Source organism: Herbidospora galbida, from assembly GCF_005233835.1.
In the GTDB taxonomy this organism is placed as follows: domain Bacteria; phylum Actinomycetota; class Actinomycetes; order Streptosporangiales; family Streptosporangiaceae; genus Herbidospora; species Herbidospora galbida.
Genome location: NZ_SZQA01000004.1, coordinates 109,662 through 121,948, shown reverse-complemented (window position 1 = coordinate 121,948; position 12,287 = coordinate 109,662). Strand labels below are relative to the sequence as shown.

General features: G+C 68.9%; 14 protein-coding genes. All 14 read left to right on the top strand.

Annotated elements, in window-relative coordinates; translation table 11 throughout:
- Window positions 1-255: 255 nt before the first annotated feature.
- The 14 genes from rpmE to atpA all read left to right on the top strand — a co-directional run bounded on the left by rpmE (window position 256) and on the right by atpA (window position 12,284).
- A complete protein-coding gene (gene rpmE / locus FDA94_RS06900) occupies window positions 256-474 on the top strand; it encodes a 50S ribosomal protein L31 (RefSeq protein WP_137246182.1) in 219 nt (72 codons plus the stop codon).
- A 111-nt stretch (window positions 475-585) separates the two neighbouring features.
- Entirely contained in the window at window positions 586-1,635 is a 1,050-nt protein-coding gene (prfA, locus tag FDA94_RS06895; RefSeq protein ID WP_137246181.1) for a peptide chain release factor 1, read from the top strand.
- A 4-nt stretch (window positions 1,636-1,639) separates the two neighbouring features.
- Window positions 1,640-2,494 carry a peptide chain release factor N(5)-glutamine methyltransferase gene (gene prmC / locus FDA94_RS06890; protein WP_137246180.1) on the top strand — a complete coding sequence of 285 codons (855 nt, stop codon included), beginning with the start codon at window positions 1,640-1,642 and terminating at the stop codon, window positions 2,492-2,494.
- 13 nt (window positions 2,495-2,507) lie between these two features.
- A complete protein-coding gene (locus FDA94_RS06885; RefSeq protein ID WP_137246179.1) occupies window positions 2,508-3,155 on the top strand; it encodes an L-threonylcarbamoyladenylate synthase in 648 nt (215 codons plus the stop codon).
- Window positions 3,156-3,242: 87 nt separating this feature from the next.
- Window positions 3,243-5,633, top strand: coding sequence for a hypothetical protein (locus FDA94_RS06880; RefSeq protein WP_137246178.1), 2,391 nt, complete (start codon window positions 3,243-3,245; stop codon window positions 5,631-5,633).
- Between the two features lie 9 nt (window positions 5,634-5,642).
- A complete protein-coding gene (locus FDA94_RS06875) occupies window positions 5,643-6,029 on the top strand; it encodes a hypothetical protein (RefSeq protein WP_137246177.1) in 387 nt (128 codons plus the stop codon).
- Window positions 6,030-6,111: 82 nt separating this feature from the next.
- Window positions 6,112-7,275, top strand: coding sequence for a glycosyltransferase family 4 protein (locus FDA94_RS06870; protein ID WP_137246176.1), 1,164 nt, complete (start codon window positions 6,112-6,114; stop codon window positions 7,273-7,275).
- Between the two features lie 119 nt (window positions 7,276-7,394).
- Window positions 7,395-7,814, top strand: a complete 420-nt coding sequence (locus FDA94_RS06865) for a Cg1360 family ATP-synthase-associated protein (protein WP_137246175.1) — start codon at window positions 7,395-7,397, stop codon at window positions 7,812-7,814.
- 51 nt (window positions 7,815-7,865) lie between these two features.
- The gene (locus tag FDA94_RS06860) at window positions 7,866-8,081 is read left to right on the top strand and encodes a hypothetical protein (protein WP_051759411.1); all 216 of its coding nucleotides are present in this window, start codon (window positions 7,866-7,868) and stop codon (window positions 8,079-8,081) included.
- A gap of 61 nt (window positions 8,082-8,142) precedes the next feature.
- Window positions 8,143-8,937, top strand: a complete 795-nt coding sequence (atpB, locus tag FDA94_RS06855) for a F0F1 ATP synthase subunit A (protein WP_137246174.1) — start codon at window positions 8,143-8,145, stop codon at window positions 8,935-8,937.
- Between the two features lie 70 nt (window positions 8,938-9,007).
- Entirely contained in the window at window positions 9,008-9,232 is a 225-nt protein-coding gene (gene atpE / locus FDA94_RS06850) for an ATP synthase F0 subunit C (RefSeq protein ID WP_061296843.1), read from the top strand.
- A 31-nt stretch (window positions 9,233-9,263) separates the two neighbouring features.
- Window positions 9,264-9,809 carry a F0F1 ATP synthase subunit B gene (locus tag FDA94_RS06845; RefSeq protein WP_137246173.1) on the top strand — a complete coding sequence of 182 codons (546 nt, stop codon included), beginning with the start codon at window positions 9,264-9,266 and terminating at the stop codon, window positions 9,807-9,809.
- A complete protein-coding gene (locus FDA94_RS06840) occupies window positions 9,809-10,612 on the top strand; it encodes a F0F1 ATP synthase subunit delta (RefSeq protein ID WP_137246172.1) in 804 nt (267 codons plus the stop codon). The genes FDA94_RS06845 and FDA94_RS06840 overlap by 1 nt, the downstream gene beginning before the upstream one ends.
- A 22-nt stretch (window positions 10,613-10,634) precedes the next feature.
- Window positions 10,635-12,284, top strand: coding sequence for a F0F1 ATP synthase subunit alpha (gene atpA, locus FDA94_RS06835; RefSeq protein ID WP_137246171.1), 1,650 nt, complete (start codon window positions 10,635-10,637; stop codon window positions 12,282-12,284).
- The last annotated feature ends 3 nt before the right edge of the window (window positions 12,285-12,287 follow it).

The following is a 12,287-nucleotide window of genomic DNA, read 5'->3' as shown; positions in this document are numbered from 1 at the left end:
TAATTTTGAGGGAAAAGCTCGGGTTTGAGCAGGGCGAGCCTAGTGGGGCCCCTGTGACCAGTCCACATGCGCGGTGACCTTCTCACGGACTTCCCAGGCATCGTTCAGCGACGACCCCGGGAATGCGCGATGGCCTGGGAGGGTTCTCCGATCTGGCACACTGGTAGCCGAACCGTTGCGGTTCCGGTTCCCGCCCCCCTGGTCTCCAGGCTGACAGAGGCGATCCGGCGACCGCGCCCCGGAGAGGAAAAAGGTATGAAGCCCGACATCCACCCCACGTACGTCGTCACCAATGTGACGTGTTCGTGCGGTAACACGTTCACCACGCGCAGCACCGCCAAGAACGGCACGATTCACGCCGACGTCTGCTCGGCGTGCCACCCGTTCTACACGGGCAAGCAGAAGATCCTCGACACGGGCGGCCGCGTGGCGCGCTTCGAGGCCCGGTTCGGCAAGAAGGCCGCGGGCAAGTAGCTCCTTCCCAGACGCCGGCTCGGAACCGTCCTCCTCTCGCAGGGGGCGCGCCCGGGTCGGCGTTCGTGGTGAAAGGGCTTACTCGATTCGACCAGCAGGAGGGGACGCGCGGTGAACCTCGACGAGCTCATCAACGAATACGCCGATCTCGAGCTGAAGCTCGCTGACCCGGCCGTGCACGCCGACCAGGCGAAGGCCAGGCAGTTCGGGAAGCGCTACGCCCAGCTCACGCCGATCATCGGCACCTACCGCGAGCTCGGTCAGGTGCGCGACGACATCAAGGCGGCCCGCGAACTCGCCGGCGAAGACTCCTCGTTCGCCGAAGAGGCGGCCGAGCTGGAGGCCCGCGTCCCCGCGCTGGAGGAGCGGCTGCGCCACCTGCTGGTGCCCCGCGACCCCAACGACGACAAAGACATCATCATGGAGATCAAGGCCGGCGAAGGCGGCCAGGAGTCCATGCTGTTCGCCGGCGACCTGCTGCGCATGTATCTGCGGTACGCCGAACGCATCGGCTACAAGACCGAGATCATCGACGCCCAGCACTCCGACCTCGGCGGATACAAAGACGTCACCGTCGCCATCAAGGGCCGCGAAGGCGCCTGGGGGCGGCTCAAGTTCGAGGGCGGCGTCCACCGGGTGCAGCGGGTCCCCGCGACCGAGTCGCAGGGGCGCATCCACACCTCCGCCGCCGGGGTGCTCGTCTACCCCGAGGCCGAGGAGGTCGACGTACAGATCGACCCCAACGACCTGCGCATCGACGTCTACCGCTCCAGCGGTCCCGGCGGCCAGAGCGTCAACACGACCGACTCGGCGGTGCGCATCACCCACATGCCGACCGGCGTCGTGGTGTCGTGCCAGAACGAGAAGAGCCAGCTCCAGAACAAGGAGTCGGCGATGCGCATCCTCCGGGCCCGGCTGCAGGCCATCGCCGAGGAGGAGGCCAACGCCGCCGCGATGGCCGAGCGCAAGTCGCAGGTCCGCACGGTGGACCGGTCCGAGCGGGTGCGCACCTACAACTACCCGGAGAACCGCATCTCCGACCACCGGGTCGGGTTCAAGGCCTACAACCTCGACCAGGTGCTCGACGGCGACCTCGACGCGGTGATCCAGGCCCTGCTCGACGCCGAGCTCGCGGAGAAGCTCGCCGCCGCCGCGACCTGAGCCGATGACCTTCCTCCTGGACGAGATAGCGCTGGCCACCGCCCGGCTCGCCGAGGCAGGTGTCCCGTCGCCGCGCGCCGACGCCGAGGAGATCGCGGCGTTCGTCCACGGCGTGACCCGCGGCACCCTCCACACGGTGAAGGACTCCGAGTTCGACGCCCTCTTCTGGGAGGGCGTCTCCAGGAGGGAGTCGCGCGAGCCGCTGCAGCACATCACCGGCCGCGCCTTCTTCCGCTACCTGTCGCTCGAGGTCGGCCCCGGGGTGTTCATCCCCAGGCCCGAGACCGAGGTCGTGGTCGGCTGGGCCATCGACCGCCTCAACGAGATGGACGTCGCCTCGCCGATCGTGGTCGACCTCGGCACCGGATCGGGCGCGATCGCGCTGTCGATCGCCCAGGAGGTCGCGCTCGCGCAGGTCCACGCCGTGGAGATCGACCCGGCGGCCTACCGCTGGGCCAAGCGCAACATCCTCGAACACGGCCAGGGCCGGACCTCCCTCCACCCGGAGGACCTGTCCGACTGCCTGCCCGAACTCGAAGGCCAGGTCGACCTGGTCATCAGCAACCCGCCCTACATCCCGCCGGGGGCGGTGCCCCGCGACCCCGAGGTGCGCGACTACGATCCTCGCCGTGCCCTCTACGGTTCGGGCGACGACGGCCTGGGAGAGGTCCGGGCGGTCGAAGCCACGGCCCGCCGGCTCCTGCGGCCCGGCGGCCTGGTCGCGGTGGAGCACGCCGACGAGCAGGGCAACGCGGTCTACTGGCTGTTCCCCGAGGGCAACGGCTGGCGCGACGCCCGCCTGCGTCAGGATCTGACCGGCCGCGACCGCTTCGTGACGGCCAAGTACGGCCTGGAGTGACAAGGGAGATCACATGACCCGCCGATACCTCTGTTCCAACCCCGGCGAGCGCGAGTCGGGCCTCATCGACGCCGCGTCGGTCATCAGAGCCGGCGACCTGATCGTCCTCCCGACCGACACCGTCTACGGCATCGGCGCCGACGCCTTCACGCCCTCGGCCGTGCGGGCCCTGCTGACCGCCAAGGGCCGTGGCCCCGACATGCCGGTCCCCGTCCTCGTCGGGACCGTCCGGGCAGCCGGGGCGCTCGTCGAGTCGCTCGGCACCCACGGCCAGGACCTGATCGACGCCTTCTGGCCCGGCCCGCTGACCCTCGTCTTCAAGGCCAACCGGTCGCTCAAGTGGGACCTCGGCGAGACCAAGGGCACCGTGGCCCTGCGCATGCCGCTCCACCAGGTGGCCCTCGACCTGCTCAAGGAGACCGGCCCGATGGCCGTCTCCAGCGCCAACCGCTCGGGCAACCCGCCCGCCACCACGGCGGCCGACGCCGAAGAGCAACTCGGCCAGTCGGTGGCGGTCTACCTCGACGCCGGACCGTGCAACGACAACACCCCGTCGACCATCCTCGACCTGACCACCTCGGTGCCCCGGGTGCTGCGCAAGGGCGGCGTTCCGGTCGACAAGATCCGGGGCGTCGTGGGGTACCTCGCGACCGAGGAGTAGATCCATACCGTCTGGCTATCGCACCGGGTCACCGGGGGCGTGGCGGCCTAGCGTGAGTCGAGGTTTTCGACCCCGGGAGGCTGGCGCATGCCCAAGATCGATGGGATGGACCCCAAACTGGTCCGCGATCTCCTGGCCGAGCTGCGAAGCGCGGCCAAGGAGATGGAGACCATCGAGGCCAAGGCGACCACCACGGTCCGCAACGCGGGCGTGCCCGCCGCGGTGACCTACCGCCCCTCGGCGGTGGCCGACGCCATCGCCGAGATGGACAAGGACGTCACCGCCCGCCTGGCCCTCCTGGAGAAGCGCGAACGCGAACCCGGCACCCAGCCGAACCCCACGACCTCCGGCGACGCCAACCCGGCCCCCAAGCCGACCGGGGGCGACTCCGAACCCCCGAAGAAGCCCTCCGGCGACGCGGATCCGCCGAAGAAGGGCGACACCGAGACGACCGCTCCCAACAGGAGCGACGACTCGAACCCGCCCCCGAAGAAGAGCGACGGCGAGACCGAGCCGCCGAAGAAGGGCGACACCGAGTCCGCCGCCCCGGACCGAAGCGACGACTCGAACCCGCCGCCCAAGAAGCCCGAGGGCGAGACCGAGTCGCCGAAGAAGGGCGACACCGACTCGAACCCGCCGCCCAAGAAGAGCGACGGCGAGCCGCCGATCGACACCCCGAAGAAAGACCATCCCGACGACATCGACCAGACGAAGGGCCGGGTCGAGCTCGACGTCGACGGGACGAAGGTGGTGTCCTACCCGCTCAACCAGGACCTCGACGTGGTCCGCCCGGTCGACTCCGCCCAGCCCCCCACCGGCCCCCAGCCCGACGGCAAGCCCGGCTACGTCGAACCGCTGGAGCCCACGGTCAAACACCCCGCTCCCCAGCCCGGCCTCGATCCCGGCGACCCCATGGGCCCCTACGTGGGCACGGCGGCCGACAACGTGACCGAAGACCCCTACCTGAAGAACAACCCGGCCGCCGCGCAGCCCGCCCCCCAGCCCGGTCTGGCCCCGGGTGACCCGATGGGCGCCTATGTGGGCACGGCGGCCGACAACGTGACCGAGGACCCGTACCTGAAGGGCAACCCCGTCACGCAGCCTCCGCCGCAGCCCGGTCTGGCCCCGGGTGACCCGATGGGCGCTTACGTGGGCACCGCCGCCGACAACGTGACCGAAGACCCCTACCTCAAGGGCAACCCCGTCACCCCGCCCGCAGGCGATCCCAGTGGCGCGAACGTGGGCACCGCCGGCAACGTCCCGGAAGACCCGTTCCTGGCCTCCGCCCCCCAGCTCCCGGCGGACACGACGCTGGTGAGCGGCGACGCCGTCGATCCCAAGGCCCTGGCCGCCGCCCAGCCCGGCGACGTGCTGTCCGCCCCGGCGAACCCGATCTCCGACCAGGCCCTCGGCGCGCTCCTCGGCAACGACTCGCAGATCGGCCCGCAGGGCATGCCGACGGTCACCGACGGAAGCGGATCGGCCGGGGGCGGCAATCCGCCCGCGGCGATCGGCGGCGAGGGCACCAACGACAGCGGCTCCCAGCAGCCGTCCGCCGGGGGGAACTCGGGCAATTCATCCAGTCCGCAGGGTGGGAACGACGGTCAGTGCGGGCCGCAGGGCGGTGACAAACCCGCGGCGAACGGATCGGCCAACGGCCAGGCCGGGCTCACGACCGGTCCGACCATGGCGCACTACGGCCCGGCGGGCCTCTCGGCGGACGGTCAGTCGGGGCTCGCGGGTCAGGCCGGGGCCGAGATCGATCCCAAGAAGCTGGCCGCAGAGCAGCCCGGCGACGTCCTGTCCGCCCCGGCGAACCCGATCTCCGACCAGGCCCTCGGCGCGCTGCTGAACATCGACTCGCAGATCGGTCCGCAGGAGATGCCGTCCATGACCGGCGGAGGCTCGGGTGCGGAGGGCGGGCCCGGTGGAAATGGTTCAGACCAATCCGCGTCAGGTCCCGCAGCCGCTCAGACCCCCTCGGCGAGCCACGCCGGCGGCGACGTCGACCCGAGGAGACTGGCCGCCGAACAGCCCGGTGACGTCCTGTCGGTTCCGGCCCACCACATCTCTGACCAGGCGCTCGGCGCCCTGCTCGGGTTCGACGACCAGATCGGCCCGCAGGAGACGCCGTCCATGGCCGGCGCGGGTTCCGGCTCCGAGGGCGGTCCCGCGCAGGGCCCGGCCGGCGGCGCGTCGGGCGACGGCGCGGGTGCCGCGCAGGGGAGTGGTCCAGACCAATCCGACGACCCCAGGCGGCTGGCCGCCGAGCAGCCGGGCGATGTGCTCTCCGCCCCGGCGAAACCGATCTCGGATGAGGCGATCCTCGCGCTGATGGACGTCCACGCACAGATCGAGCCGATCGACATGCCGAGCGTCTCCGTACCGGCAGGGGAGTGGGGCACGGGCGAATGGGTGCCCGAGGACATCGAGCCCGACGGCCCCGCCGGTTCCGTCGCCCCCGGTCAGCCCGCGTAAGGAGATCCGATGAGCTATCTCGACCCGCCCGCGCCCCGGCCGCTGCAGCCGGGGGAGACCCCGCCCGCCGCGAACGGGAGCGACCTGCTGATTCCGGGCGGCCAGGCGACGACCTGGGTGTTCAACCCCGAATACCAGCGCCTGGTCGACCTCTGGTTCCAGGTCATGCCGCTGATGGAGAAGATCTCGACGCTGCTCGACCGGCCCTACACGCTGGCGCGGAGCACCGACACGTGGAACGCCGACGTCGCCAAACGGTACATCCAGCAGATCTCCGAGTGGCGCACCCGCCTGGGGCTCTACCGGCAGGCCGTGCTCACCTCGATCAGCGACGAGGCCGCCGACACCCCCCGATGGGTGCCGAGCAAGGCCGGCGCGCCGCACGCGTACTCGTAAAGCTGCGCTAGCGTCGTCGCAAAGAGGCGGTGTGTGTACTTCTCCCGTCTCAACTGGTCCGTTGATCCGGGAAACTGGTGCCGTGCGCGAATACTTCTTCGTGGGCCTTGTCACTGCCGTTGTCACCTACCTGCTGGTGCCTCCGGTCCGGGCCTTCGCGCTGCGCATCGGCGCCGCTCCCGAGGTCAGGGAGCGCGACGTCCACAAGGTGCCGACGCCCCGGCTGGGCGGCCTGGCCATGTTCGGCGGCATGGCCGCCGGGCTGCTGGCGGCCTCCCACCTGCCATGGGTCGGTTCCGCGCTGGCCGGCGAACAGTCCGGTCGGACCACGAGCGCGCTGCTCGCGGCCGGTGGTCTGATCGTGGTGACCGGCTTCCTCGACGACTGGCTGGGCATGGACGCCCTGGTCAAGCTGGGCGGCCAGGTCGCGGCCGGTGGCCTGCTGGTCTACTACGGGGTGTCGCTGCGGTCGCTGCCGCTGCCCGAGAGCATGGGCGGCAACGTCTTCCTCGACACGAACCTGCAGGCCGTGATGACGATCCTGGTCGTCGTGGTCGCCATCAACGCGGTCAACTTCGTCGACGGGCTCGACGGCCTGGCGGCCGGCATCGTCGGCATCGCGGCGATGGCCACACTGGTCTACTCCATGGTGCTGTCGCAGGACCAGCAGCAGACCCGCATCAACCTGACCGCCGTGGTCGCGGCCCTGCTGGTCGGCATGTGCCTGGGCTTCCTGCCGCACAACTTCAACCCGGCCAAGATCTTCATGGGCGACACCGGCTCGATGCTGATCGGGCTGGTCCTGGCCACCTCGCTGGTGACCATCACGTCGTCGGTGCCGACGACCGCGCTCGACGTGAACCGGTTCGCGCTGGTGCTGCCGCTGCTGCCGCTCGCGGTGGTCGTGCTGCCGCTGACCGACCTGATCATGGCGGTGATCCGGCGTACGAGTGAAGGACTGTCGCCGTTCGCGCCCGACCGGGGGCACCTGCACCACCGGCTGCTCGACATCGGCCACTCCCACCGGCGGAGCGTCCTGATCATGTACGCCTGGACGTTCATCTTCGCGTTCACGATCGTGGGCCTGTCGCTCGAAGGGGTGCCGCTGATCCTGTTCCCGCTGATCAGCGTGGTCGCGATCGCGGTGCTGGTGGTGCTGTCGAGGCCCAAGGGGCGCAAGGGGGCGCACGCCGCCGACCGGCCGGAGAGCTCGCAGGCGGGTCACCATCGGGCGACAACCGGGTGAATTCGCCGCGAAAAGCCAGGTAAAGCCCGTGACGCGGAGCTTGTGATAGCTTTCACTAACAGCAACCCATAGCCTGGGCGAAGCAAACGCTCGGTTGACAACATGTTCTGGAGTCGTCCATGCAGGCCAACGACGTGCGCGTTCTCAAGGGCGCCGCCGTGCCAACGGTGGCGGTCGGGGTCATAGCGGTCATCGTGTCGGCGATCTTCGCCGGATTCGAGGGCGCGCTCGGCGCCGTCATCGCCCTGGGCCTGGTGGCCGCGTTCTTCACCGTCGGGCTCATCGTGGTCACCTGGGCGGGCCGGATCTCGCCGATGGCCATGTTCGCCTCGGCGGTTTTGAGCTATCTCGTCAAGGTGATCGCTATCATGATCACTCTCAGGGCATTCGAGACGACCACCGTCTTCAACCCCAAAGCGTTCGCTTGGAGTGTGATCGTCCTCACCGTCGTGTGGACCTTCGGCGAGATGCGCGGCTTCATGAAGCTGAGGCTCCTGTACGTCGAACCAGACTCCAAAGTTCCCGGTCAGGGGAACTGATGGGGTCCGATATGACTAGTCCTTGCGGTGCCTGCTATCGTCGTGCCCGCGATGAGCGAGAAGCAGCGCAGGCCCGAGGACGACGGCCGCGACTTCGCCGACGCCGCCTGGTCAGTACCCAGCTATCTGCTATCGGGAATGCTGCTTTGGGGTGGCCTCGGCTGGTTGCTGAGCCATTGGACGGGCGTGCACGCGTTCATCCCCATAGGTGTGGTTATCGGGGTAGGGCTGGCCTGCTGGCTCGTCTACCTCAAGCACGGCCGCTGAACGCGCCCGCACAAGCTCTGATTCTTCCAATGATGGTCCACGACGTTGAAGGGAACGCCGCGTGACTACGCTGACGCTCCTCGCCGCTGACGGAGAATTCCAGGCTCCCGGGCCGGAGATCTTCGATTTCCCTCCGCTTTACTCCGGGGCGCCCGTCTGGCTCACCAAGCCCGTAATCCTGGCGGTCATCGGTGCCCTGATCATCTGCGTCCTGGCCTGGACCGCTTTCGCCAAGCCGAAGCTGGTGCCGCGCGGCATCCAGAACATCGGTGAATACGGCTACACGTTCGTCCGCGACCAGTGCGCCCGCCCGTTCCTGGGCAAGGACGCCGAGCGCTGGATGCCGCTGCTGCTTTCGCTGTTCCTGCTGATCCTGCTGTGGAACTTCTTCGGTGTGATCCCGGTGCTGCAGATCCCGGTGAACTCACACATCGCGTATCCGATCATCTTCGCGGTGACGATCTACGTCATCAAGATCTACCTGGGCATCAAGCACCAGGGTGGCATCGGCTACTTCAAGAACATGATGTTCCCGCCCGGCCTGCCGAAGCCCGTCTACGTCCTGATGGCGCCGCTGGAGCTCATTTCGAACCTCGTTCTCGCGCCGTTCACCCACGCGGTCCGACTGTTCGCGAACATGTTCGCCGGCCACCTCATCCTGGCCTTCTTCGCGAGCGTCGGCTTCCACTTCCTCTTCGAGCAGCTCACCCCGCTTGGTGCGCCGCTCGGTCTGGTGGGCGTGGTCATGACGACGATCATGACCGGCTTCGAGATCTTCATCCAGTTCCTGCAGGCGTTCCTCTTCACGATGCTGGCCGCGATGTACATCGGCGGCTCGCTGCACGCGGACCACTGAACCACCCACTGACGTGACCAGACCGGATGGGTCACAGTGACCCACCGGCCGACCAGTAAAGGAAACCGCAATGAGCGTTCTCGCTGAAGTCTCCGGCAACATCGGCGCGATCGGTTACGGCCTCGCGGCGATCGGCCCCGGTATCGGCGTGGGCATCATCTTCGGCCAGGGTGTGCAGGCCATCGCCCGCCAGCCCGAGGCCTACGGCCTCATCCGTCAGAACATGCTGCTCGGCTTCGTTCTGACCGAGGCCCTCGCCCTGATCGGTCTTGTCGCGCCGTTCATCTACGGCTGACGCGTTAACCCACTGACGGAAGGCTGCGCCCATGACTCAGGCAGCTGTGGTTCTGGCGGCGGAGACGAACAACCCTCTGATCCCGCACGTCTACGAGCTGGTCGTCGGCGGCTTCGCGTTCCTGCTCGTCTTCATCGTCGTCGGAAAGATCCTCACCCCGCGCATCCAGAAGACGCTGGCTGAGCGGACCGAGGCCATCGAAGGCGGCATCCAGAAGGCGGAGAACGCCCAGGCCGAGGCTCAGGCCGTGCTCCAGCAGTACCGCGACCAGCTCAACGAAGCCCGCCAGGAGGCCGCCCGCCTCCGGGAAGAAGCTCGTGAGCAGGGCGCGCAGATCAAGGCCGAACTCCGCGAGGAGGCCCAGGCCGAGGCCCGGCGCATCGTCGAGGCCGCCCACGCCCAGATCGAGGCCGACAAGGCGCAGGCGCTCGCGCAGCTGCGTTCCGAGATCGGCCGCCTGTCGACCGACCTCGCCGGCCGCATCGTCGGCGAGTCGCTGGAGGACGATGCCCGCCAGCGCCGCGTCGTCGACCGGTTCCTGGAGGAGCTTGAGGGCTCCGGCACGGCGGTCCGCTGATGCAGGGCCTGAGCAGGACCTCTCTGGTCGACGTCGAGGAGCGTTTCAACAGCGTGGCCGGGTCGGCCGACCTGGGCACGCTGGCCGATGAGCTCTTCGCGGTCGCCTCGCTTTTCGACCGGGAGCCCGGTCTGCGCCGTTCGCTCTCCGACCCGTCGCGTCCGGCCGAGCAGAAGGCGCAGACCATCCGCGCCCTGCTCGAGGGCAAGGTCTCGCAGGCGGCTCTGGAGACGACGGTGGCCGCGGTCGAGGCCAAGTGGTCGCGATCCGGTGACCTCGCCGACGCCGTCGAGCGGCTCGGCGTGATCGCCGCCGCGAGCGAGGCCGAAGCGGGCGGCCGTCTCGACGACGTCGAAGACGAGCTGTTCCGGTTCGGCCGCATCCTCGCCGCCAACCCCGACCTGCGCCGCGCGCTGGCCGACCCGGCCGCCACCGGCAAGGAGTCGCTCCTGGCCGACCTGCTCGGGGCCAAGGTCGCGCCGACCACCCTGCGCCTCGTCTCCCAGGTCGCCGCACACCCGCGCGGACGTAGCCTGGAGCGAGGTCTGGAGGAGTTCGGCCGCCTCGTCGCCCTGCAGCGGCAGCGTCTGGTGGCGGTCGTCACCAGCGCGGTGCTGCTGTCCGACGCGCAGAAGCAGCGGCTGGCGAACTGGCTGCGGGCCACCTACGGCCGTGACGTCCACCTGAATGTCGAGGTGGACCCGAAGGTGCTCGGTGGGTTCTCGATCAAGATCGGGGACGAGATCATCGACACCACGATCGCCGCACGTATTGAAGAAGTCCGCCGCCGGTTGGCCGGCTAGGCGAATAGGGAGACAGGAAGAGATGGCGGAGCTGACGATCCGGCCGGACGAGATCCGGGACGCGCTTGAGCGCTTCGTCCAGGCGTACGAGCCGGAAGGCGCGGCACGTGAGGAGATCGGGACCGTCGTCGACTGTGGCGACGGTATCGCCCATGTCTCCGGCCTTCCCTCGACGATGGCGAACGAGCTGCTCGAGTTCGAGGACGGCACGCGTGGCCTGGCACTGAACCTGGATGTCCGGGAGATCGGTGTCGTTATTCTGGGCGACTTCAGCAAGATCGAAGAGGGCCAGTCGGTGCGCCGCACCGGTCAGGTCCTCTCGGTCCCGGTGGGCGACGGCTTCATGGGCCGCGTTGTCGACCCGCTGGGCAACCCCCTCGACGGCAAGGGCGCGATCGAGGCCGAGGGCCGTCGTGCCCTCGAGACCCAGGCGCCGTCCGTGGTCCAGCGGCAGCCGGTGAAGCAGCCGCTGCAGACCGGCCTCAAGGCGATCGACGCCATGACGCCGATCGGCCGTGGCCAGCGCCAGCTGATCATCGGTGACCGAGGCACGGGCAAGACGGCCATCGCCGTCGACACGATCCTCAACCAGAAGGAGAACTGGCTCTCCGGCGACCCCGAGAAGCAGGTCCGCTGCGTCTACGTCGCCGTCGGCCAGAAGGGTTCGACGATCGCCCAGGTCAAGGGCCGCCTCGAAGAGGCCGGCGCGATGGAGTACACCACCATCGTGGCCGCTCCGGCGTCCGACGCCGCGGGCTTCAAGTACCTCGCCCCCTACACCGGTTCGGCCATCGGCCAGCACTGGATGTACCAGGGCAAGCACGTCCTCATCATCTTCGACGACCTGACCAAGCAGGCCGACGCCTACCGCGCCGTGTCGCTGCTGCTGCGTCGTCCGCCGGGCCGTGAGGCGTTCCCCGGCGACGTCTTCTACTTGCACTCGCGTCTGCTCGAGCGCTGCGCCAAGCTCTCGGCCGACATGGGCGGCGGCTCGATGACCGGTCTGCCGATCATCGAGACCAAGGGCAACGACGTCTCGGCGTTCATCCCGACCAACGTCATCTCGATCACCGACGGCCAGTGCTTCCTGGAGACCGACCTGTTCAACGCCGGCGTCCGCCCGGCGATCAACGTCGGTGTCTCGGTCTCGCGAGTCGGTGGCTCGGCGCAGATCAAGGCGATGCGCAAGGTGGCCGGTACGCTCCGTCTGTCCCTGTCGCAGTACCGCGACCTGGAGGCGTTCGCCGCCTTCGCGTCCGACCTCGACGCGGCCTCCCGCGCCCAGCTGGAGCGCGGCGCCCGCCTCGTCGAACTGCTCAAGCAGCCGCAGTTCTCCCCGTTCCCGGCCGAGAAGCAGGTCGTCTCGGTGTGGGCGGGCACCTCCGGCGAGCTCGACGAGGTTCCGCTGGAAGACATCCGCCGCTTCGAGTCGGAGTTCCTCGACTACGTCGGCAGCACCCAGAAGGGCGTCTTCGACGGCATCCGCGAGAGCGGCGAGCTCACCGACGACACCGTCACCGTGCTGAAGGACTCGATCACCGAGTTCAAGAAGGGCTTCACCACCTCCTCCGGTGACCTGCTGGTCAAGGACGAGCCGGTGGCCCCGCTCGGTGCCGACGAGGTCGGCCAGGAGAAGATCGTCAAGCACGTGCGGAAGCCGGAGGCGAAGTAGCCG

Excerpts from the sequence above, each read along its gene's own strand:
- atpE (WP_061296843.1), top strand. The coding sequence starts at position 9,008 with ATGAGCGTTCTCGCTGAAGTCTCCGGCAACATCGGCGCGATCGGTTAC.
- FDA94_RS06845 (WP_137246173.1), top strand. The coding sequence starts at position 9,264 with ATGACTCAGGCAGCTGTGGTTCTGGCGGCGGAGACGAACAACCCTCTG.
- FDA94_RS06880 (WP_137246178.1), top strand. The coding sequence starts at position 3,243 with ATGCCCAAGATCGATGGGATGGACCCCAAACTGGTCCGCGATCTCCTG.
- FDA94_RS06860 (WP_051759411.1), top strand. The coding sequence starts at position 7,866 with ATGAGCGAGAAGCAGCGCAGGCCCGAGGACGACGGCCGCGACTTCGCC.
- FDA94_RS06840 (WP_137246172.1), top strand. The coding sequence starts at position 9,809 with ATGCAGGGCCTGAGCAGGACCTCTCTGGTCGACGTCGAGGAGCGTTTC.
- prmC (WP_137246180.1), top strand. The coding sequence starts at position 1,640 with ATGACCTTCCTCCTGGACGAGATAGCGCTGGCCACCGCCCGGCTCGCC.
- rpmE (WP_137246182.1), top strand. The coding sequence starts at position 256 with ATGAAGCCCGACATCCACCCCACGTACGTCGTCACCAATGTGACGTGT.
- atpA (WP_137246171.1), top strand. The coding sequence starts at position 10,635 with ATGGCGGAGCTGACGATCCGGCCGGACGAGATCCGGGACGCGCTTGAG.
- FDA94_RS06875 (WP_137246177.1), top strand. The coding sequence starts at position 5,643 with ATGAGCTATCTCGACCCGCCCGCGCCCCGGCCGCTGCAGCCGGGGGAG.
- FDA94_RS06885 (WP_137246179.1), top strand. The coding sequence starts at position 2,508 with ATGACCCGCCGATACCTCTGTTCCAACCCCGGCGAGCGCGAGTCGGGC.
- FDA94_RS06865 (WP_137246175.1), top strand. The coding sequence starts at position 7,395 with ATGCAGGCCAACGACGTGCGCGTTCTCAAGGGCGCCGCCGTGCCAACG.